Below are 21,610 nucleotides of genomic sequence, written 5' to 3'. Positions count from 1 at the left end.
CCTAGATGTCCAGCGTGTAGACCTCGGCCGCGGCGCGCTCCTCGCGGCTGTGGCCGCGCAGCGCCTCGTCCCATTCGCTGCCGGTCGCGCCGCGCACGGGCGTGAGCGAGGCCGTCATCACCACCACTTCCTCGGTGGAAGCGTCGATCTCGGTGACCAGGCTGCGCGCCTCGTCGAACAAGCGGGCCACCATGCCGCCGCCGGCGTCGATGATGACCAGGAAACGGGCCGGCTTTTGCATGGCGTGGGGCTGTCAGCTACTGCGATGGGCCGACGATACACCGGCCGCCCGATGCGCCCGGCGCAAGGCGCTGATGCATTTTTGTCATTTCGGCTGCGCAGTGTTGCCAGATCGGCCGATAGCCAAGGTGTGTCCATCGCCCGGCCTGCACCATGTTCCGATCCCTTCGCTGGTCCCTACTTTCCATCGGTCTGGCCGGCGTGCTGGCCGCGGTGTGCGTGTTGCTGCAGGCGCTGAGCAACTTCCAGCAGCTGGACCAGGCCGCCGAAGCCGCGATGAACGGCAAGGACCTGGTGGCCGACGTGCTGCCGCCGCCCATGTACCTGATCGAGCTGCGGCTGGTGCTGTCGCAGGCGATCGAAGGCACCTTGCCGGTGTCGCGGGCGCAGGCCCGCGCGGAAGCGCTTGCCACGGAATATGCGCAGCGCGCCCGCCACTGGCACGGCCGGCTGCCGGCCGACATCGACGGCGCCCTGCTCGGCCAGCAGGGCCCGGGCGCCGATGCCTTCCTGCAGGCCGCGCGGGCCGAGGTGCTGCAGCCGCTGGCCCGTGGCGACACCGCCGCCGCGCGCGCCGGCCTGGCCCGTGCCGACAGGCTCTACCAACAGCACCGCGAGCAGGTGGACGCCACCGTGCGCCTGGCGGCCGGCTATGCGGACAGTCGGCTCGCCGCATTCGATGCCACGCGCCGCAGCGGCAGCCGCACCATGATCGGCATGACGGTGTTGATGGCGCTGCTGGCCGCCGGCTGCTACCTGGGCGCGCGGCGCGGCATCCTGCGGCCGCTGGCGCAGTGCACCGAACAGGCCCACCGCGTGGCCGCCGGCGACCTCTCGCGCGAGGTGCGCGTCACGCGGCGCGACGAGTTCGGCCTCTTGCAGTCTTCCCTGGGTGGCATGACCGACCGCCTGGCCACGATGCTGGGCGACCTGCGCCACGGCATCCAGGCCATCCACGGTGCCTCGGTGGAGATTGCCCAGGGCAACCACGACCTGAGCGACCGCAATGAACGCCAGGCCGGCCGGCTGCAGCAGGCCGCCGCCTCCATGGAGGAAATGGCCGCCACGGTGCGCGCCAACGTCGGCCGGGCGCGCGACGCCAGCACGCTGGCGCAGGGTGCGGCCGAGGTGGCGGTGCAGGCGGGCGACGCGGTCGAACGGGTGGTGCACACCATGGGTGACATCCGCGAATCCAGCCGCCGCATCGCCGACATCACCGGCGTGATCGACGGCCTGGCCTTCCAGACAAACATCCTGGCCCTGAACGCAGCGGTGGAGGCCGCGCGCGCCGGCGAGCAGGGTCGCGGTTTCGCGGTGGTGGCCGGCGAGGTGCGCACACTGGCGCAGCGTTCGGCCGCGGCTTCGCGCGAGATCAAGGCCTTGATCGACGCCAGCGTGCACAGCGCCCAGGCGGGGCACGAGCGCGTGGGCGAAGCCGGCCAGACCATGCGCGAGGTGGTGAGCCGCGTCAACGGCATGGCCACGCTGGTGGCGGCCATCGCCGAGTCCAGCGCGCAGCAGGACGAGGGCGTGCAGCAGATGGCCGGCACCGTGGTGGACCTGGACGCCGCCACCCAGCACAACGCCGCCCTGGTCCAGCAGACGGCCGCCGCCGCCAGCAGCCTGCAGGCGCAAGCCGACCGGCTGGCGCAAGCCGTGACTGTGTTCCAGCTGCAGCCCGCGTGAGGCCGGTTTTAACGAATCTGCGGATTGGCCCCTACCGTTTTTGCCGGTGACGCCGATAGAGCCATCGTCTGAAGCGTCGTGATGGTGGTCCCATGTTCCGATCGTTGCGCTGGTCGTTGCTGTCCATCGGCCTGGCCGGCCTGCTCGCCGCGATGTGCGTGCTCCTGCAGGCCCTCAGCACCAACAGCCACCTGGCGCAGTCGGCGGCGGCCGCCAACGACGGCAAGGACCTGGTGGCCGACGTGCTGCCGCCGCCCATGTACCTGATCGAGCTGCGGCTGGTGCTGTCGCAGGCGGTGGAAGGCACCCTCACCGCCGAGCAGGCCCGCACCCGCGCCGACGCGCTGGCCGCCGACTACGCCACACGCGCCACCCACTGGCAAGGCCGCCTGCCCGCCAACCTGGACACCGCACTGCTGAAGGAACAGGAAGTCGGCGCCCGCGCCTTCATCGCCGCCGCGCGCGAGCAGGTGCTGCAGCCGCTGGCCGCCGGCCAGCCCATGCAGGCCCGCGCCGGGCTGGCGCAGGCCGATGCGCTGTACCGCCAGCACCGCCAGCAGGTGGACGCCACCGTGCGCCTGGCCGCCGCCTATGCCGAGCAGCGGCTGGCCGAGTTCGACCACAGCCGGCGCCAGGGTGCACGCACCATGGTGGCGGTGACGGTGCTGATGGCGCTGCTGACCGCCACCTGCTTCCTGCTGTCGCGGCGCGGCATCCTGCGGCCGCTCGGCCAGTGCACCGAACAAGCGCACCGCGTGGCCAGCGGCGACCTGTCGATGGCGTTGCGCGCCACGCGCAGCGACGAATTCGGCCTACTGCAGTCCTCGCTCGGCGGCATGACCGAGCGACTGGCCACGATGGTGGGGGGCCTGCGCGCCAGCGTGGACGTGATCCACGGCAGCTCCCGCGACATCGCCGCCGGCAACCAGGACCTCGCCCAGCGCAATGCGCAGCAGGCGGACCGCCTGCAGCAGGCCGCGACCGCCATGCAGCACATGGCGGCCACGGTGCGGACCAACGGAGAGCGCGCCCGCGATGCCAACCGGCTGGCGCAAGGCGCGGCCGATGTGGCGGCGCAGGCGGTGGCTGCGGTGGGCCGCGTGGTCGACACCATGGGCGAGATCGGCGAGTCCAGCCGCCGCATCGCCGACATCACCGGCGTGATCGACAGCCTGGCCTTCCAGACCAACATCCTGGCGCTGAACGCCGCGGTGGAAGCCGCCCGCGCTGGCGAGCAGGGCCGCGGCTTTGCCGTCGTGGCAGGCGAGGTGCGCTCGTTGGCGCAGCGCTCGGCGGCCGCCTCGCGCCAGATCAAGGCCCTGATCGACGCCAGCGTGCACAGCACCCGGCTTGGCCATGAGCGCGTCGGCGAGGCCGGCCACACCATGCGCGAGGTGGTCACCCGGGTGGACGGCATGGCCGCGCTGATGGCGGAGATCGTCACATCCAGCCGCCAGCAGGACGAAGGCGTGCAGCAGATGGCGGGGGCCGTGGTCGAGCTGGACGCCGCCACGCAGCAGAACGCCGCCCTGGTGCAGCAGACAGCCGCCGCCGCCAGCAGCCTGCAGCTGCAGGCCGACCGGCTGGCGGCGGCGGTCACGGTGTTCAGGTTGCAGGCCGCCTGAGCGGCGTCCCGCGACCGCGCGGTCGCAAACTTGAGACGGCCTCTGTGATGCATTTCACGAAGCACGGGCCAGCCGTGGCGCGCCAGCCCCAGGCTGCGGGGAGACGATGCAGCCCGTGAGCGGCGAGCATGCGCCCGCGCCTGGATGCAAATGGTTGCAACCAGGGTCAGAAGGACCCCATGGACCACCCCGAACCCGCCCGCCCCGCAGAGGCTCCGCCCACCGCCGCCGGGAGCACTGCCGATGCCGTGGCCTGGTCGCGTGTGCTCGGCGATGCCGGCGCCGAGATCGCCGGCCCCTTGACCCGCGTGGCCGCCCGGTTGGAGGCGTTGCTGCAGGCCGGCCGGCTGGAGGCCCACGACGCCGCCCCGCTGCGCGAAGCGGTGGAGGAGGCCCGCGCCGCCGCGATGGCCACCCAGCAGCTGGCCCGCCTGGCGGGCGGCAAGCTGCGCCAGAGCCACGAGCGCGTGGACCTCACCACCTTGCTGGGCGAGGTGCTGCAGCAACATGCCGGCGTGCTCGCCGCCCGCGGCCTGAATGCGCGGGCGCAACTCAAGCCGGCCGAGGTGCTGGTCGATCCTTCGCTGCTGTTCGGCCTGCTGCACACCCTGCTGGACTGGGCGGGCCGCGGCGCCTGCGCGCCGATCCAGCTGACGCTCGATCACCAGGCCTGGCCGCCGCATGCGGTGCTGAGCTGCCGCTTCGCCCACTGCCCGCCCGACCGCGTGCCCGACCCCGCCGCACCGCATCCCGCGCCCGCGCTGGACACCCTGCGCTGGCGCGTGCTGCAGCAGACGGCGCGCGCCATGGGCCTGCGCATGGACCGCGCCGACACCGCCAGCCAGACGCTGCTCACCATCGAGTTTCCGCGCACCGTCAATGCCCAGGGCCAGGGCGTCAGCGCGGTGGAGCCGGAGCCGTTGCCCCCCGTGGCGATGCATGCCAGCTCCACCCGGCCGCTGGCCGGCGCCAGCCTGCTGGTGATCGAGCCGCGGCGTGACCGCCGCATGCAGGTGCGCGAGGCGGTGCAGCACCTCGGGCTGATCCTGGACTTTGCAGGCTCGGTGGAAGAGGCGCGCGACTTCTGCCACGGCGGCCTGCCGCACACCATCGCCTATGCCGCGCTGGTGCGCGGCCTGCGGCTGGACATCCTGAAGTCGGAGATCCTGACCAGCGTGCCCGACTTCCCGTTCATCGAGATCGAGGAACAGGGCACGGTGCTGGAGATCTCCGACGGCGCCGGCCGGCCGATCGCCAAGGTGGGCCGGGATGCGCTGGCCCGCACGCTGCCCGCCGCGCTGGTGCACGAGCTGGGCAAGCGCCTTGGCGGCTGATCAGCCGCCGAACACCTTCTTCAGGATGGCGCTGCCGGTACCCACCGGGTCGCGGCGCATCTCGCGCTCCTGCTCGCCGATCACCAGGTACAGGCCGTCCAGCGCGCGGGCGGTGACGTAGCCGCGCAGGTCGGCGTCGCGCTCCTTCAGCAGGCCCAGCTTCGCGGCGCGGCCGGCCACCGCGTCGTACCTGGCGGCCAACGACACCTTCTCGGTGGCCTGGCCGACGATGGGCAGGAACTGCTGCGTCAGCGGCTGGCGGGTCTTGCCCTCGAAGAACTGGGTGACGGAGGTGTCGCCGCCGCGCACGATGCGCAAGGCGTCGTCCACCGACATCGACTTGGCCGCATTCACCAGCAGCGTGCGCGCCTGCGGCACCGCGGCTTCGGCGGCGCGGTTCATCGCCGTCACCAGTTCGTCCAAGCGTGCGCCCTGGCCGGTGCTGCGCAGCAAGGTGGCCGCCTGCCTCAGCGGGCCAGGCAGCTCGATGCGCACCTTCGGGTTGCCGAGGAAACCATCGGTGCGGCCCAGCAGTCCTACCGCCGTCACGGCGCCGCGCTCGATGGCGGCACGCACGCCCACCGCGGCATCGCTCTCCGTCAAAGCCCAGGCCGGGCCGCTCCACCCGGCCACTGCGGTGGGCAATGCCACCGCCATAAAATCACGCCGCCTCATCGGAACCCCCATGAAATCTGCCAAACACACTGCCGCTGCCGTCGCCGTCGCCCTGCTCGTGGGGGCCGCGGGCTACCTGGGCTGGCAGGCCTTCGGCGCGCGCGAGCCGGCGCCTGCAGTGTCGTACACGCTGCTGGACGGCACCAAGGGCAGCACCGAGGCCCTGCGCGGCAAGGTGGTGCTGGTCAACTTCTGGGCCACCAGCTGCGTCACCTGCGTGGCCGAGATGCCGCAGATCGTCGCCACGCACGACAAGTACAAGGCGCAGGGCTACGAGACCGTGGCCGTGGCCATGAAGTACGACCCGCCGGCCTACGTGGCGCGCTTTGCCGAGACCCGCAAGCTGCCCTTCGGCGTGGCCATCGACAACACCGGCGAGATCGCGCAGCGCTTCGGCGACGTGCAGCTCACGCCCACCACCTACCTCATCAACAAGCGCGGCGAGATCGTCAAGCGCTACGTGGGCGCACCCGACTTCGCGGCCCTGCACAAGTTGGTGGAGCAGCTGCTGGCCGAAGCCTGACCGGGCCGGCGGCGGCCCAGCAACACGCCCGCAAAGCGCGGCTGTTGTCATCGCGCCCGGCACCGGCCGGGCTTGAAGGCATCATCGTCCCCGCCCGCCCGGGCCAAGAGGGATGTTGAATGCAAGAAGAATCGCGCCCCAGCCGCCGCAGCCGCTGGATCGGACGGATCGTCGCGCTGCTGGCGTTGCTGGCCCTGGGCGGCCTGGCCTGGTACCTCACCCACCGACCGGCGGCCGGCGGCGCGCCTCCCGGCGCTTCCAGCGGCGGCCCGCCGGGTCCGGGCGGCCCCGGCGGCATGGGCGCCGGCCGCGGCGGGCCGGCCACCACCGTGGGCATTGCCCGCGCGGAGCGGGCCGACATCCCCATCGTGATCGAGGCGCTGGGCACCGTCACGCCGTCGGCCACCGTCACCGTGCGGCCGCAAGTCTCGGGCGTGCTCACCGAGGTGCGCTTCAAGGAAGGCCAGATGGTCAAGGCCGGCGAGGTGCTGGCCGTGATCGACCCGCGCCCCTTCGAGCTGGCACTGATGCAGGCCCAGGGTCAGCGCGAGCGCGACGAGGCGCAGCTGCAGCTGGCGCGGCTGACGCTGGAGCGCTACCAGACGCTGCTGCAACAGGACTCCATCGCCCGCCAGGACGTGGACACCCAGGCCGCCGCCGTCAAGCAGCTGGAAGGCACGGTGTTGTCCAACCGTGCTGCCGAGGGCACTGCGCGGCTGAACCTGGGCTACACCCGCATCACCGCGCCGGTGTCGGGCCGCGTCGGCCTGCGGGTGGTGGACGTGGGCAACGTGGTGTCGTCCGGCGACGCCAACGGCATCGTCGTCATCACGCAGCTGGCGCCGATCGACGTGCAGTTCGCGGTGCCGCAGGACCGGGTGCCCGACATCGAGCGCCGCACCGCCCAGGGCGCCACGCTGCCGGTGACCGCGCTGGACCGCAGCCGCGCCACCACGCTGGACGAGGGCCGCTTCTCCACGCTAAACAACGAGATCGACACCACCACCGGCACGGTGCAGGCGAAGGCCCGCTTCGCCAATGCGGGGCGCACGCTGTTCCCGAACCAGTTCGTCAACGTGCGGCTGCAGCTGGACACGCTGCGCGACGCGGTGGTGATCCCGGTGGCGGCGCTGCGCCACAGCAACGACGGCGACTTCGTCTACGTGCTGAACGACAACCGCACCGTCAGCCAGCGCATGGTGCAGCGCGGCCAGGCGACGAACGACCGGGTGCAGATCACCCGCGGCCTGGCGGTGGGCGAGCCGGTGGTGACCGAAGGCGCCGACCGGCTGAAGGACGGCGCGCGGGTGCAGGTGCCGGGCGACCGGCCGGCGCGCGGCGCCAGTGCGCCGGCGGGCGGGGCTTCCGCGCCCGGCCGGGGGCGTCGGCGCCGCGCCGGGCGGCCTCGGCCCCGGCCGCCCGCTGATGCGCAGGACCTGGCCGTGAACCCGTCGCGCCCCTTCATCCAGCGGCCGGTGGCCACCTCGCTGCTGATGCTGGCCATCCTGCTCGCCGGGCTGGTGGGCTTCCGCTTCCTGCCGCTGTCGGCGCTGCCGCAGGTGGACTATCCGACCATCCAGGTGCAGACGCTGTACCCCGGCGCCAGCCCGGAGGTGATGAGCCAGACCGTCACCGCGCCGCTGGAGCGCCAGCTGGGCCAGATGTCGGGCCTGGCCCGCATGAGCTCCACCAGCGCGGCGGGTGTGTCGGTCATCACGCTGCAGTTCGGGCTCGACCTGTCGCTGGACGCGGCCGAGCAGGAGGTGCAGGCCGCCATCAATGCCGGCAGCTCGCTGCTGCCGGCCGACCTGCCGGCGCCGCCGGTCTATGCCAAGGTCAACCCGGCCGATGCGCCGGTGCTGACGCTGGCCGTCACCTCCGACAGCCTGCCGCTGACCGAGGTGCAGAACCTGGTGAACACGCGGCTGGCGCAGAAGATCTCGCAGGTCAGCGGCGTGGGCCTGGTGACGCTGTCGGGCGGGCAACGGCCGGCGGTGCGCATCCAGGCCGACACGCAGTCGCTGGCCTCCTACGGCATCGCCATCGACACGCTGCGCAGCGCCATCAGCGCGGCCAATGCCAACGGCGCCAAGGGCAGCTTCGACGGCGCCACGCGCAGCTACTCGATCAACGCCAACGACCAGCTGCTGACGGCCGACGAGTACAAGAACCTGATCGTCGCCTGGCGCAACGGCGCGCCGGTGCGCATGAAGGACGTGGCCCGCGTGGTGGACAGCGCCGAGAACGTGCGACTGGGCGCCTGGGCCGGCCGCGGCGGCGGTGCGCTGCAGCCGGCCATCATCATCAACGTGCAGCGCCAGCCGGGCGCCAACGTGATCCAGACGGTGGACGCCATCCGCGCGCGGCTGCCGCAGCTCACGGCCGGCATGCCGGCGTCGGTGGAGGTGCAGGTGCTGGCCGACCGCACGCGCGGCATCCGCGCGTCGGTGGAGCATGTGCAGTTCGAGCTGGTGCTGGCGGTGGTGCTGGTGGTGCTGGTGATCTTCGCGTTCCTGCACAGCCTGCGCGCCACGGTGATCGCCAGCCTGGCGGTGCCCATCTCGCTGGTGGGCACCTTCGGCGTGATGTACCTGCTGGGCTACAGCCTGAACAACCTGAGCCTGATGGCGCTGACCATCGCGACCGGGTTCGTGGTGGACGACGCGATCGTGATGATCGAAAACATCTCTCGCCATCTTGAGATGGCGGGAGATGTTTCGGCGCAGGCTGACGCCGGCGAAGCCGGGGTCAAGGGCGCGACAGCGCCCGGCCGCAGCCAAACATGGCCTTGCAGGCGGCGATGAAGGGCGCGTCGGAGATCGGCTTCACCATCATCTCGCTGACCGTCTCGCTCATCGCGGTGCTGATCCCGCTGCTGTTCATGGGCGACGTGGTGGGCCGGCTGTTCCGCGAGTTCGCCATCACGCTGGCCATCACCATCCTGATCTCGGCGGTGGTCTCGCTGACGCTGGTGCCGATGATGTCGGCGCGCTGGCTGAAGCCGCACGATGCCGCGGCCAAGACGCATGGCGTGGGCGGCGCCATCCAGCGCTTCTTCGACCGCGTGGTGTCGCAGTACGACCGCGGCCTGCAGCGGGTGCTGGCCCACCAGGGGTTGACGCTCATCGTCGCGCTGGCCACGCTGGTGCTCACCGCGCTGCTGTACCTGCTGATCCCCAAGGGCCTGTTCCCGGTGCAGGACACGGGGCAGCTCCAGGCCCGCATCGAGGCCGCGCCGTCGGTCAGCTACCAGCGCATGGCCGCGCTGCAGCGCCAGGCCGCCGAAGCGCTGCTGCAGGACGCCGACGTCGAGAGCATCACCTCCTTCGTGGGCGTGGACGCGGCCAACAGCACCATGCTGCACACCGGCCGCCTCTACATCAACCTGAAGCCGGAGCGCAGCGGCGGCAGCCAGGCCGACACCATGGCCCGCCTGCGGCAGCGCGTGGCTGGCGTGGCTGGCGTGACGATCTCGCTGCAGCCCACGCAGGACCTGACCATCGACGCCGAGACCGGCCCCACGCCCTACCGCGTGTCCATCGAAGGCGCCGACACCGCCACCGTCAACCAGTGGACGCTGAAGCTGGCCGAGCGGCTGCGCGCCAACGCCAGCATCAGCCAGGTGAGCACCGATGCCGGTGCGCAAGGCCGCGCGGTGCAGGTGACGCTGGATCGGGACACCGCCTCGCGCCTGGGCATCACCGCCACCGCGCTGGACGAGGCGCTGTACAGCGCCTTCGGCCAGCGCATCGTGTCCACCATCTTCACCGAGACCAACCAGTACCGCGTGATCCTGGAGGCCGACCCGAACCTGCTCACCACGCCCGATGCGCTGAAGCTGCTGCACCTGCCCACCAGCTCGGGCACGGCCACGCCACTGTCGGCCTTCGCGCGCATCGAGGAAGTGGCCGCCCCGCTGCAGGTGACGCATGTGGCGCAGTACCCGTCGGCCACGCTGGGCTTCGACACGGCGCCGGGCGTGTCGCTGGGCAAGGCGGTGGACGAGATCCGCGCCGCGGCGCAGGACATCGGCCTGCCGGCCAGCCTGACGATGCACTTCCTGGGCGCGGCCGGCGCCTACGAGAACTCGCTGACCAACCAGCTCTGGCTGATCCTGGCCGCGGTGGTGTGCGTGTACATCGTGCTGGGCGTGCTCTACGAGAGCACGGTGCATCCGCTGACCATCCTGTCCACCCTGCCCTCGGCCGGCGTGGGCGCGCTGCTGGCGCTGATGGTGGCCGGCCACGACCTGGGCGTGATCGGGATCATCGGCATCATCCTGCTCATCGGCATCGTGAAGAAGAACGCGATCATGATGATCGACTTCGCCATCGACGCCGAGCGCCACCAGGGCAAGTCGCCGCGCGAGGCCATCCACCAGGCGGCGCTGCTGCGGCTGCGGCCCATCCTGATGACGACGATGGCCGCGCTGTTCGCGGCGCTGCCGCTGATGTTCAGCTTCGGTGATGGCGCCGAACTGCGGCGGCCGCTGGGCCTGGCGATCTTCGGCGGGCTGGTAGTGAGCCAGGTGCTCACGCTCTTCACCACGCCGGTGATCTACCTGGCCTTCGACCGGCTGGGCCGGCGGCTGCAGGGCCGCGGCCCGTCGGCCCCGTCGGCCGGCGCGGCGGCGGAAGCGCCATGAACCTGAGCGAGCCCTTCGTCCGCCGGCCCATCGCCACGATGCTGCTCACGCTGGGCATCGCGCTGGCGGGGCTGGCGGCGTTCTTCGTGCTGCCGGTGGCGCCTCTGCCGCAGGTGGACTTCCCGGCCATCTCGGTGAGCGCGAGCGTGCCCGGCGCCAGCCCCGACACCATGGCCAGCAGCGTGGCCACGCCGCTGGAACGCAGGCTGGGCAGCATCCCGGGCGTCAACGAGATGACCTCGCGCAGCGGCAGCGGCTCCACCCGCATCACGCTGCAGTTCGACCTCAACCGCAAGATCGACGCCGCGGCGCGCGAGGTGCAGGCCGCCATCAATGCCGCCCGCGCCGACCTGCCGGCCACGCTGCGCAGCAACCCGACCTACCGCAAGATGAACCCGTCGGATGCGCCGGTGATCATCCTCGCGCTCACCTCGCCCAGCCGCACGCCGCAGCAGATCTACGACGAGGTGAGCAACCTGGTGCAGCAGAAGGTAGCGCAGGTGCAGGGCGTGGGCGACGTGGAGGTGGGCGGCGGATCGCTGCCCGCGGTGCGCGTGGCGCTCAATCCGCTGGCGCTGTCGCGCTACGGCATCGCGCTGGACGACGTGCGCGCGGCCATCCAGTCGGCCAGCGCCAACCGGCCCAAGGGCGCGATCGAGAGCGACGGCCTGCGCATGCAGGTCTACACGGCGCAGCTGGGCCGCGTGGCCGAGGACTACCGCCGGCTGGTCATCGCCTGGCGCAACGACGCCGCGGTGCGGCTGGCCGACGTGGCCACGGTGAGCGACGGCCCCGAGGACCGCCGCACGCTCGGCCTGTTCAACGGCAGCCCGGCGGTCATCGTGCTGATCACGCGGCAGCCGGGCGCCAACGTGATCGAGACGGTGGACAGCGTGCGCGCGCTGGTGCCGCAGCTGCAGGCCCAGCTGCCGGCCGACGTCACGCTGCACGTGGCCTCGGACGCCACCAGCTCCATCCGCGCGTCGCTGCGCGAGATCGAGCTGACGCTGCTGATCTCCATCGCGCTGGTGGTGCTGGTGGTCAGCCTGTTCCTGCGCAGCGTGCGCGCCACCGTCATCCCAGCGGTGGCCACGGTGGTGTCGCTGCTGGGCACCTTCGGGGTGATGTACTTCCTGGGCTTCAGCTTGAACAACCTGAGCCTGATGGCGCTGACCGTGGCCACCGGCTTCGTGGTGGACGACGCCATCGTCGTGCTGGAGAACATCAGCCGCCACCTGGAGGCTGGCCGCAACCGCTTCCAGGCCGCGCTGCTGGGCGCGCGCGAGGTGGGCTTCACCGTGGTGTCGATCAGCCTGTCGCTGGTGGCGGTGTTCATCCCGCTGCTGTTCATGGACGGGCTGGTGGGCCGCATCTTCCGGGAGTTCGCGGTCACGCTCAGCGTGGCCGTGCTGATCTCGCTGGTCATCTCGCTGACCACCACGCCGATGATGTGCGCCTGGCTGCTCAAGCCCGGCGCGGTGCAGCGCCAGCCCGGTCGGCTCGCCAGGTGGGCCGAGGCGGGCTTCAACCGGCTGCAGCGCAGCTATGCCCATAGCCTGGACTGGGCGCTGCATGCGCCCGGGCTGGTGATGTTCATCCTGGCCGCGGTGATCGGCCTGAACGTGTGGCTGTTCGCGGCGGTGCCCAAGGGCTTCTTCCCGCAGCAGGACACGGGGCAGATCAACGGGGGCCTGCGCACCGACCAGAGCATCTCCTTCCAGGCGCTGCAGGCCAAGCTCAAGCAGCTGGTGGACATCATCGGCGCCGACCCGGCGGTGGCCTCGGTGGTGGGCTTCACCGGCGGCTCGCGGGCCGGCAGCGGCTTCCTGTTCGTCAACCTCAAGCCGCTGGAAGAACGCGGCGTGGGCGGGCAGGCGGTGATCGCGCGGCTGCGGCCGCAGCTGGCGCAGGTCAGCGGCGTGAGCCTGTTCCTCAACACCGTGCAGGACCTGCGCGCCGGCGGCCGGCAGAGCAACTCCACCTTCCAGTACACGCTCAAGAGCGACAACGCCGCCGACCTGCGCGAGTGGGCCCTGAAGCTGGCCGCGCAGATGCGGCTGCAGCCGCAGCTCACCGACATCGACACCGACCAGCAGGAAGACGGCGTGGAGACCTTCGTGCACATCGACAAGGACAGCGCCGCCCGCCTGAGCCTGAGCGCGCGCGACGTGGACACCGCGCTCTACAACGCCTTCGGCCAGCGCCAGGTGGCCACCATCTACGACGAGCTGAACCAGTACCGCGTGGTGATGGAGGTGGCGCCGCGTTATGCCCAGAGCCCGCTGGCGCTGAACGACGTGAACGTGGCCGCCGGCCGGGTGGCGGGCAGCACCACCACCCGCTCGGCCACCGGCACCGATGCGGCCGCCCTGGCCAGCAGCACCAGCGCCAATGCCTCGCTGCGCGATAGCTCCACCGGCGCGGCGCTGAGCACCAGTGCACGCAACATGGTGCCGCTGCCGGCCATCGCCCGCTTCAGCGAGGAAAGCACGCCCTCGTCCGTCAGCCACCAGGACGGCGAGCTGGCCACCACCATCAGCTACAACCTGGCCGAAGGCGCCACGCTGTCGGATGCGCAGGCCGCCATCGCGCAGGCCGAGGCCGAGATCGGCCTGCCGATCAACGTGCGCGGCAGCGTGCAGGGCACCGGGGCCATCTTCCAGCAATCGCAGGGGCAGCAGCCGCTGCTGGTGCTGGCGGCGCTGGTGGTCATCTACATCGTGCTGGGCGTGTTGTACGAAAGCCTGGTGCATCCGATCACCGTGCTGTCCACCCTGCCCTCGGCCGGCGTGGGCGCGGTGCTGGCGCTGCTGATGTTCCGCATGGAGTTCTCTCTGATCGCGCTGATCGGCGTGTTCCTGCTGATCGGCATCGTGAAGAAGAACGCCATCCTCATCATCGACTTCGCGCTCGATGCCGAGCGTGCCCGTGGCCTGAGCGCCTTCGAGGCGGTGCGCGAAGCCTGCCTGCTGCGCTTCCGCCCCATCCTGATGACCACGCTGGCCGCCGCGCTGGGCGCGCTGCCGCTGGCCATCGGCTTCGGCGAAGGCTCCGAGCTGCGCCGGCCGCTGGGCGTGGCCATCATCGGCGGGCTGGTGGCCAGCCAGCTGCTGACCCTGCTGACCACGCCGGTGGTGTACCTGCTGCTGGACAAGCTGCGCCGCCGCAAGCCCGACGAACACCACCTGAGCCGCCAGATCGACGCGGCGCCGGTGCCTGAATTGCCGCGATGAGCCTGAAATCGACCGCCCTGCTTTCCCCGCTCGCCCTGGCGCTGCTGCTGGCCGGCTGCGCCAGCACGCCGCTGCCCGAAGCCGGCCCGCTGCCGCCGCCGGCGCAGTTCAAGCAGGCGCCGCCCGCCGGCTGGCAGGCCGCCGTGCCCGCCGATGCGCTGGCGCGCGGCCCGTGGTGGCAGCTCTTCAACGACCCCGAGCTGGACCGCTGGGTGCAGCAGGTGGAGGTGTCCAACCAGAACGTGGCGGCGTCTGCGGCGGCCTTCCGACAGGCCCGCGCGCTGGTGCGCGAGGCGCGCGCGGCCCGCTGGCCGGCCATCGACCTTTCGGGCGGCGCCACCCGCAGCGGCGGCGATGCGTCCACCTCTGCGTCGCGCGAGCGCTACCAGCTGGCCCTGGGTGCCAGCTGGGAGGCCGACGTGTGGGGCCGGGTGTCCGGCAACGTGGCCGCCGCGGGCGCCCGGGCGCAGGCCACCGAGGCCGACCTGGCCGCGGCCACGCTGTCGGCCCAGGGCGAACTGGCGATCAACTACTTCAACCTGCGCGAGACCGATGCCGAGATGGCGCTGCTGCGCGACACGCTGGCCGCCTACCAGCGCGCCGCGCAGATCGCCCAGAACCGCTATGCGGCCGGCCTGGCGCTCAAGAGCGACGTGCTGCAGGCGCAGACGCAGCTGGCCAACACCGAGGCCGACCTGGTGGGCCTGGAGCGCACCCGCGCCCAGCTCGAACATGCCATCGCGGTGCTGGCCGGCCGCGCCCCGGCCGAGCTCGACCTGCCGGTGACCGACGGCGGCGACACGCTGCGGGCCGAGCCGCCGGCGGTGCCCACCGGCCTGCCTTCGGCGCTGCTGCAGCGGCGGCCCGACATCGCCGCTGCCGAACGGCGCGTGGCTGCCGCCAATGCCGACGTGGGCGTGCAGCAGACGGCGCTCTACCCCAGCTTCGTGCTCACCGGGCAGTACGGGCTGAACAGCACGCGGGTGTCCGACCTGTTCAGCGCCTCGGCGGCGGCCTGGTCGCTGGGCCTGTCGCTGGCGCAGACGGTGTTCGACGCCGGCGCCAACCGGGCGCGCATCGAGCAGTCGCGTGGCGCCTGGGAGCAGACGGTGGCCAGCTACCGGCAGACGGTGCTGCTGGCCTTCCAGGACGTGGAAGACCAGCTGGCCGCGCTGCGCACGCTGGAGCGTCAGCTGCAGCTGCGACGCATCGCGGCCGAGGCGGCCGACCAGACGGAGCAACAGGTGCTCAACCGCTACCGCGCCGGGCAGGTCGGCTTCACCGAGGTGGTGACGGCGCAGGTCTCGGCGCTGTCGGCGCGGCGCAGCGTGCTGCAGCTCATCGGCCAGCGGCAGACGGCCACGGTGGGGCTGATCCAGGCCCTGGGCGGCGGCTGGCAGGCCGGTGCGCTGTCGTCCGGCATGGCCCGCTGACACCCGCTTCTAGAATCGTCGCGTGTCTGAACGCCTCGATGTCCTCCCCCAGTACCTGCTGCCCAAGCAGGCCCTCACCCGCTTCGCCGGCCTGGTGGCGTCCGCCAAGGCGGGCGGCACCACCACCGCACTGATCCGCTGGTTCATCGGGAAGTACGGCGTGGACATGAGCGAGGCGGCCGACCCCGATCCGGCGCACTACGCCAGCTTCAACGAGTTCTTCACCCGCGCGCTGCGGCCGGGCGTGCGCCCGCTGGCACCGGCCGAGTGGGTGTGCCCGGTGGACGGCGCGATCAGCCAGTTCGGCGCCATCGAGCGCGACCAGATCTTCCAGGCCAAGGGCCATGCCTACAGCACCACCGCGCTGGTGGGCGGCGACGCGGCGCTGGCCGCGCAATTCCAGGACGGCCACTTCGCCACCATCTACCTGAGCCCGAAGGACTACCACCGCATCCACATGCCGTGTGCCGGCCGGCTGCGGCGGATGATCCATGTGCCGGGCGACCTTTTCTCGGTCAACCCGACCACTGCCCGCGGCGTGCCGGGGCTGTTCGCTCGCAACGAACGCGTGGTGTGCGTGTTCGATACCGCGCACGGCCCCTTCGTGCAGGTGCTGGTGGGCGCCACCATCGTCGGCAGCATGGCCACGGTGTGGCACGGCGTGGTCAACCCGCCGCGCCCGGGCAACTTGCGCGAGTGGACCTATGCCGACGGCCAGGTGACGCTGGAGCGCGGCGCCGAGATGGGCCGCTTCCTGCTGGGCAGCACGGTCGTGCTGCTGTGGCCGCGCGGCACGCTTCGCTTCAATCCGCACTGGGCGCCGGCCGGGCCGGTGCGCATGGGCGAAGCCATGGCCGAGAAGGCCACGTGACGCCCCGCGCGCCGCGCACCGAACAGCAGGTGCGCATCGACCTTGCGGCCGCCTTCCGGCTGGCTGCACTGAACGGCTGGGACGACACCGTCTACACCCACCTGTCGGCCACCGTGCCCGGCGAGCCCGGCCACTACCTGATCAACCCCTTCGGCCTGCTGTTCGAGGAGATCACCGCCAGCAGCCTGGTGAAGGTGAACCAGCACGGCCAGGTGGTCGATGGCAGCGGTCGGCCGGTCAACCCCACCGGCTTCACCATCCACGGCGCGGTGCATGCCGCCCGGCCCGAGGTGGAATGCGTGATCCACCTGCACACGCCCTGGGGCGTGGCGCTGAGCATGCTGCCGGAGGGACTGCTGCCCACCAGCCAGTACGCCATGCGGCTGCACGGCCGGCTCGGCCGCCATGCGTACGAAGGCCTGGCGCTGGGCACCGACGAGCAGCGCCGCCTGGTGGCCAACCTGGGCAGCCTGGACGGCCTGATCCTGGACAACCACGGCATCATGGTCGTCGGCCGCACCGTGGCTGAAGCCTGGATGCTGATGCACTTGCTGGAACGCGCCGCGCAGGCGCAGCTGCGCGCCCAGGCCGGCGCGCGCGCCGGCATCCAGGTGGTGACGGAGGAACTGGCCGCCCGCACCCACCGGCAATGGATGGGCGACGGCAGCGAATGGGACGGCGACGTCGAATGGCCCGCGCTGCTGCGCCGGCTGGACCGGCTGAGCCCCGGCTACGCCGACTGAACCGACCGAACGATCAACCGAAGGAGCACCCCATGCCCACCATCCGAGTCGAACTCTTCGAAGGCCGCACGCTGGACCAGAAGCGCGCCCTGGCGCAGGCCCTGACCGAAGCCACCGTGCGCAGCATCGGCGCCAGCCCCGAATCGGTGGACGTGGTGTTCACCGAAGTGGCCCGCCACAACTGGGCCACCGGCGGGCAGCTGTGGAGCGACATGGCCGCCGGCGCCCCGCCCGCGCCGGAGGCGGCGCCGCTGGCGGATTGAGTGGCGTCGCCGTACGCTAGCGCGATGAGCACACGCGAACTCAAGCTCGACCTGCCCGAGCGCCTGGCCAAGGACGCCGAAGCCGCCGGCCTGTTGACGCCGAAGGCGATGACGCGGCTGCTGAAGCAGGAAATGCGTCGGCAGGCTGCCCAACAGTTGCTGGCGGGCGCGGCACGCGCCACCGCGGGCGGCAGCCGCCCGCGATCGCTTCGGCAGGTGCAGGCAGAGGTCGATGCCGTACGCGACGCCAGCCGGCAAGACACGCCCGGCGCGGGGCGGTGATCCGGGCCAGCGCAGTACTGGACACCAACGTCGTCGTATCCGCCCTGCTGTGGCGGGGCCTGCCCGGCCGCCTCATCGAACTGGCCGGTGAGGGCGAGCTCAAGCTCTTTACCAGTGCCGTATTGCTGAAGGAACTGGCAGCCACGCTGTCGAAGCCGAAACTGGCGAAGGCGGTCGCCGCCACCCGCCTGGATGCGCGCACGATGCTGCGCTTGTATGGCCGCATCGCCCACCGCGTACATCCCCTTGCGCTGCCCCGGCCGGTATCACGCGACTGGGACGATGACGCCGTGCTGGCCTGCGCAGCAGCCAGCCGCGCGGACATGATCGTGACCGGTGACGACGACCTGCTGGTGCTCAAGCACTACGGCGACTGCCGGATCTTCAAGCCGCAGGAGGCGCTGCGCGCGCTGTTGTCGCCCGAGTAACCGCGGGGCCCGGAAGCGGGCCCCTGCCTCCGCCTCACGCCACCGCGTCCGCCACCCCGGCCGCGTGCGCCTGCTGGTCGGCGTGGTAGCTGCTGCGCACCATCGCACCCACGGCGGCGTGGGTGAAGCCCATCTTGTAGGCCTCGTCCTCGAACATCTTGAAGGTGTCGGGGTGCACATAGCGGCGCACCGGCAGGTGGTGGCCGCTGGGGGCCAGGTACTGGCCGATGGTCAGCATGTCGATGTCGTGCGCGCGCATGTCGCGCATCACCTGCAGGATCTCTTCGTCCGTCTCGCCCAGGCCGACCATGATGCCGCTCTTGGTCGGCACGTCGGGCGCGAATTCCTTGAAGCGCTTGAGCAGGTTCAGGCTGTACTGGTAGTCCGAGCCCGGGCGCGCTTCCTTGTACAGGCGGGGCGCGGTCTCCAGGTTGTGGTTCATCACGTCGGGCGGCGTGGCCTTAAGGATGTCCAGCGCGCGGTCCATGCGGCCGCGGAAGTCGGGCGTCAGGATCTCGATGCGGGTCTCGGGCGAGAGCTCGCGGGTGCGGGTGATGCACTCCACGAAGTGCGCCGCGCCGCCGTCGCGCAGGTCGTCGCGGTCCACGCTGGTGATGACCACGTACTTCAGCCGCAGCGCGGCGATGGTCTTGGCCAGGTTCAGCGGCTCGTCCGCGTCCAGCGGGTCGGGCCGGCCGTGGCCCACGTCGCAGAACGGGCAGCGGCGGGTGCACTTGTCGCCCATGATCATGAAGGTGGCCGTGCCCTTGCCGAAGCATTCGCCGATGTTGGGGCAGCTGGCTTCCTCGCACACCGTGTGCAGCTTGTGCTCGCGCAGGATCTGCTTGATCTCGTAGAAGCGCGTGGTGGGCGATCCGGCCTTGACGCGGATCCAGTCGGGCTTCTTCAGCACCTCGGCCGGCACGATCTTGATGGGGATGCGCGCCGTCTTGGCCTGGGCCTTTTGCTTGGCAGTGGGGTCGTAGGCGACGGGGGAGGCAGGTGCAGCGGCGGGCGTGGGCTGGGTCATGGGGTCAGTTGGGCCGCAAGGCGCGCTCCAAAGCGCGCGGCGGCCTCGCTCCAGTCGGTAGAGATGCCGAGTCTAGCGAGATCGATCGTCTGCAGCCCTGCGTAACCGCAAGGGTCGATGCCGAGGAAGGGTTGCAGGTCCATCGCCACGTTCAGCGCCACGCCGTGGTACGTGCGGTGCTGGCTCACCTTGATGCCCAGCGCGGCGATCTTGCCCAGCCCGCGGAACGGGTCGCCGCCGCGCGCCGGACCGGTGAGCGCGGCATGGCCGAAGGGATCGGCCAGCTTCACGTAGATGCCCGGGGCGCCGGCCACGCGGTGGCCGGTGACGCCGTAGCCCTCCAGCGTCTTGAGCACCGCGTTTTCCAGCCGGTAGACGTATTCCTTGACGTAGATGCCGAGCCGGCGCAGGTCCACCAGCGGATAGGCCACCACCTGGCCGGGCCCGTGGTACGTGACTTGCCCGCCGCGGTTGGTGCGCACCACGGGAATGCCCTCGGGGCTGAGCACATGCTCGGCGCGGCCGGCAATGCCCTGGGTGTACACGGGGTCGTGCTCGCACAGCCACAGTTCATCGGGCGTGTCGGGCGTGCGCTGTTCGGTGAAAGCACGCATCGCCGCCTCGGTGGCGGCATAGTCGACACGGCCGAGGGTCTTGACGATCATCGTGCGCACCATTCCTTGGCAGTCATCGTGAGGTCAGCATGCAGGCTCGCTCCACTCTTCGCTTCGCCCTTGCCGCGGCCGCCTGGGCGCTGCTGGCGGCCGGCGCCCAGGCCGCCGAGCCCACGCCGGCGCAGAAGGAGGCGCTGCAGGCGCGGCTGGAAGACGCGGTGCGAGACCATGACCAGGGCCGGCTGGAGCAGGCCCGCGAGGCCTTCGAGGGCCTGGCCCGTGCCGGCGTGCCGGCCGCCGGCTACAACCTGGCGGTGATGCACCTCAAGCGCGAGCTGCCCGGCGCCAGCAACACCGAGGCGCTGCGGCTGATGACCCGCGCTGCCGAGCAGGGCTTCGTCACCGCCACCTACGGCGTGGCGCGCCTGTACGAGACCGGCGATGCCGGCCGGCGCGACCTGGACGAGGCCGGCCGCTGGTACCTGCGGGCGGCGCAGCAGGGCAGCGTGGACGGGCAGGTGGAGATCGCCACCGCCTATTACCTGGGCCGCGGCGCGGCCAAGGACCTGCCGGCGGCCGCCCACTGGTACCGCGAGGCGGCCAAGGGCGGCGACGTGGGGGCGCAGTACATCATCGCGTCGATGTACGAATCGGGCGTGGGCGTGGCGCACGATCTGCGGCTGGCGCGCTACTGGTATGCGGCGGCGGCCCGTGGCGGCGACGAGGTGGCCCCGGCCAAGCTGCGCGAGATCGACGCGCGGCTGGGCACCGGGAGCGCCCCGGCGCCGCTCACAACACGACCTTGACCATCGGGTGCGTGGTCAGGGTGCGGTAGAGCTCGTCCAGCTGTTCGCGGCTGGTGGCCGTGACGGTGATGGTCACGCCCATGTACTTGCCGCCCTTGCTGGGGCGCAGCTCCACGGTGGCGGCATCGAAGGTGGGGTCGAAGTGCAGGGCCACCTGGGTGACCGCATGCACGAAGCCGTCCACGTTCTCGCCCATCACCTTGATGGGAAAGGCGCTGGGGTACTCGATCAGCGACTGTTCGGGCGGGATGTTCTGCATGGTGGCGGGTGCGGTCATCAGATCGACTGCAGCTTCTTGGCGTTCTGGTAGGCCTCGTAGAGGCGGGCGTAGACCGGCCCGGGCTTGCCGCGCAGCGCGCCATGGCCAACCTCGGCGCCGTCGATGCGGGTGACGGGCAGCACCTCCTTGGTGGCGGAGCTGAGCAGCACCTCGTCGGCGGCCAGCACGTCGGCCTCGGCGATGGGGCGCAGGTTGTAGGCGATGCCCATGTCCTCGCACAGCTCGCGCAGCAGCTCATAGCGGATGCCTTCGAGCAGGTGCTCGCTCTTGGGCGGGCCCAGCAGTGCGCCTTCCTGCACCACCCAGACGTTGCTGCTGCTGGCCTCGGTCAGCCAGCCGTCGCGGAACAGGATGGTCTCGGTGGCGCCCTGGTCGGCCGACACCATGCGCGCCAGCACGCTGCCCAGCAGCGAGGTGCTCTTGATGTCGCCACGCTCCCAGCGGAAATCGCGCGCGGTGATGCAGGCCACGCCCTGGTGGCGCTGCTCGGCGCTGGCCTGCTTCAGCTCGTTGGTCATCACGAACACGGTGGGCACCGGATCGGCCGGCGGCACGTGGTCGCGCATCGCCACGCCGCGCGTGACCTGGATGTAGACCAGCTGCGTCCCGGCCGGGTGGTCGGCCACCAGCCGGCGCACTACCGACAGCCAGCGTGCCTCGTCCATCGGGTTGGGAATGCGCAGCTTGGCCAGGCTGCGGCCCAGGCGGGCGATGTGCTCGTCGAAGCGGAACAGCCGGCGGTCGTAGACCGGGATGGCCTCGTACACGCCGTCGCCGAAGATGAAGCCGCGGTCGAGCACCGACACCTTGGCGTCGCACAGGCGGGTGTACTCGCCGTTCAGGTAGCACGGGGTTTCGGGCAGCGCGATCATGCAATCCTCCGCGGCAACTTCAGGGCC

General features: G+C 71.4%; 18 protein-coding genes and 2 pseudogenes. 14 read left to right on the top strand and 6 right to left on the bottom strand.

What is annotated here, in order from left to right; all coding sequences use genetic code 11:
* Position 1 precedes the first annotated feature (1 nt).
* Positions 2-241, bottom strand: a complete 240-nt coding sequence (locus LRS14_RS15770; protein WP_257800118.1) for a hypothetical protein — start codon at positions 239-241, stop codon at positions 2-4.
* Between the two features lie 152 nt (positions 242-393).
* Between LRS14_RS15770 and LRS14_RS15765 the strand changes: the two genes are divergently transcribed.
* The 3 genes from LRS14_RS15765 (at position 394) to LRS14_RS15755 (ending at position 4,885) form a co-directional block, all read left to right on the top strand.
* On the top strand, positions 394-1,926 hold the full coding sequence (locus tag LRS14_RS15765) for a methyl-accepting chemotaxis protein (RefSeq protein ID WP_257800117.1): 1,533 nt from the start codon (positions 394-396) through the stop codon (positions 1,924-1,926).
* A 92-nt stretch (positions 1,927-2,018) separates the two neighbouring features.
* Positions 2,019-3,551 (top strand): methyl-accepting chemotaxis protein, encoded by a 1,533-nt coding sequence (locus LRS14_RS15760; protein WP_257800116.1) that lies wholly within the window; start codon positions 2,019-2,021, stop codon positions 3,549-3,551.
* Between the two features lie 179 nt (positions 3,552-3,730).
* Positions 3,731-4,885: a hypothetical protein gene (locus LRS14_RS15755; RefSeq protein WP_257800115.1), complete on the top strand. Its 1,155-nt coding sequence runs from the start codon at positions 3,731-3,733 to the stop codon at positions 4,883-4,885.
* On the opposite strand, the gene LRS14_RS15750 is transcribed toward LRS14_RS15755, so the two are convergent.
* Positions 4,886-5,560, bottom strand: a complete 675-nt coding sequence (locus LRS14_RS15750) for a DUF4197 domain-containing protein (RefSeq protein WP_404977558.1) — start codon at positions 5,558-5,560, stop codon at positions 4,886-4,888.
* A gap of 10 nt (positions 5,561-5,570) precedes the next feature.
* Here LRS14_RS15750 and LRS14_RS15745 point away from each other — a divergent pair, with 10 nt between their 5' ends.
* The 10 genes and pseudogenes from LRS14_RS15745 to LRS14_RS15700 all read left to right on the top strand — a co-directional run bounded on the left by LRS14_RS15745 (position 5,571) and on the right by LRS14_RS15700 (position 17,981).
* Positions 5,571-6,083, top strand: coding sequence for a TlpA disulfide reductase family protein (locus LRS14_RS15745; protein ID WP_046110970.1), 513 nt, complete (start codon positions 5,571-5,573; stop codon positions 6,081-6,083).
* 119 nt (positions 6,084-6,202) lie between these two features.
* Positions 6,203-7,387 (top strand): annotated as a pseudogene (locus tag LRS14_RS15740) (MdtA/MuxA family multidrug efflux RND transporter periplasmic adaptor subunit); the annotation flags it as partial.
* 138 nt (positions 7,388-7,525) lie between these two features.
* A pseudogene (locus LRS14_RS15735) lies at positions 7,526-10,728 on the top strand (efflux RND transporter permease subunit).
* Positions 10,725-13,961 carry an efflux RND transporter permease subunit gene (locus tag LRS14_RS15730; protein WP_257800113.1) on the top strand — a complete coding sequence of 1,079 codons (3,237 nt, stop codon included), beginning with the start codon at positions 10,725-10,727 and terminating at the stop codon, positions 13,959-13,961. The pseudogene LRS14_RS15735 and the gene LRS14_RS15730 overlap by 4 nt, the downstream one beginning before the upstream one ends.
* Positions 13,958-15,394 carry an efflux transporter outer membrane subunit gene (locus LRS14_RS15725; protein WP_257800112.1) on the top strand — a complete coding sequence of 479 codons (1,437 nt, stop codon included), beginning with the start codon at positions 13,958-13,960 and terminating at the stop codon, positions 15,392-15,394. Before LRS14_RS15730 ends, LRS14_RS15725 begins: the two co-directional genes overlap by 4 nt.
* 22 nt (positions 15,395-15,416) lie before the next feature.
* Positions 15,417-16,265 (top strand): archaetidylserine decarboxylase, encoded by an 849-nt coding sequence (asd, locus tag LRS14_RS15720; RefSeq protein ID WP_257800111.1) that lies wholly within the window; start codon positions 15,417-15,419, stop codon positions 16,263-16,265.
* On the top strand, positions 16,262-17,008 hold the full coding sequence (locus tag LRS14_RS15715) for a class II aldolase/adducin family protein (RefSeq protein WP_257800110.1): 747 nt from the start codon (positions 16,262-16,264) through the stop codon (positions 17,006-17,008). The genes asd and LRS14_RS15715 overlap by 4 nt, the downstream gene beginning before the upstream one ends.
* Before the next feature lie 32 nt (positions 17,009-17,040).
* Positions 17,041-17,271, top strand: coding sequence for a 4-oxalocrotonate tautomerase (locus tag LRS14_RS15710; RefSeq protein ID WP_257800109.1), 231 nt, complete (start codon positions 17,041-17,043; stop codon positions 17,269-17,271).
* A complete protein-coding gene (locus LRS14_RS15705) occupies positions 17,272-17,553 on the top strand; it encodes a hypothetical protein (RefSeq protein WP_257800108.1) in 282 nt (93 codons plus the stop codon).
* On the top strand, positions 17,550-17,981 hold the full coding sequence (locus LRS14_RS15700) for a putative toxin-antitoxin system toxin component, PIN family (RefSeq protein WP_257800107.1): 432 nt from the start codon (positions 17,550-17,552) through the stop codon (positions 17,979-17,981). Before LRS14_RS15705 ends, LRS14_RS15700 begins: the two co-directional genes overlap by 4 nt.
* Before the next feature lie 34 nt (positions 17,982-18,015).
* Here the strand turns inward: LRS14_RS15700 and lipA are convergent, their stop codons facing one another.
* A complete protein-coding gene (gene lipA, locus LRS14_RS15695; RefSeq protein ID WP_046110961.1) occupies positions 18,016-19,011 on the bottom strand; it encodes a lipoyl synthase in 996 nt (331 codons plus the stop codon).
* Positions 19,008-19,676 carry a lipoyl(octanoyl) transferase LipB gene (gene lipB / locus LRS14_RS15690; RefSeq protein ID WP_257800106.1) on the bottom strand — a complete coding sequence of 223 codons (669 nt, stop codon included), beginning with the start codon at positions 19,674-19,676 and terminating at the stop codon, positions 19,008-19,010. The genes lipA and lipB overlap by 4 nt, the downstream gene beginning before the upstream one ends.
* A gap of 38 nt (positions 19,677-19,714) precedes the next feature.
* On the opposite strand from lipB, the gene LRS14_RS15685 reads away from it, so the two are divergent.
* Complete coding sequence (locus LRS14_RS15685; protein ID WP_257800105.1) at positions 19,715-20,431, top strand: tetratricopeptide repeat protein; 717 nt, start codon at positions 19,715-19,717, stop codon at positions 20,429-20,431.
* Here the strand turns inward: LRS14_RS15685 and LRS14_RS15680 are convergent.
* Together LRS14_RS15680 and LRS14_RS15675 are read right to left on the bottom strand one after the other, a co-directional pair.
* Positions 20,415-20,690 carry a DUF493 family protein gene (locus LRS14_RS15680; protein WP_046111213.1) on the bottom strand — a complete coding sequence of 92 codons (276 nt, stop codon included), beginning with the start codon at positions 20,688-20,690 and terminating at the stop codon, positions 20,415-20,417. The two genes, LRS14_RS15685 and LRS14_RS15680, sit on opposite strands and share 17 nt — an antisense overlap.
* Positions 20,691-20,707: 17 nt before the next feature.
* Positions 20,708-21,583: a D-amino acid aminotransferase gene (locus tag LRS14_RS15675; RefSeq protein WP_257800104.1), complete on the bottom strand. Its 876-nt coding sequence runs from the start codon at positions 21,581-21,583 to the stop codon at positions 20,708-20,710.
* Positions 21,584-21,610 lie beyond the last annotated feature (27 nt).

Origin of the sequence: Aquincola sp. J276, assembly GCF_024700035.1 — a bacterium.
GTDB lineage: Bacteria > Pseudomonadota > Gammaproteobacteria > Burkholderiales > Burkholderiaceae_C > Aquincola > Aquincola tertiaricarbonis.
Note: the sequence above shows the minus strand (reverse complement) of the source record. Positions and strands in the feature narration are given on the sequence as shown.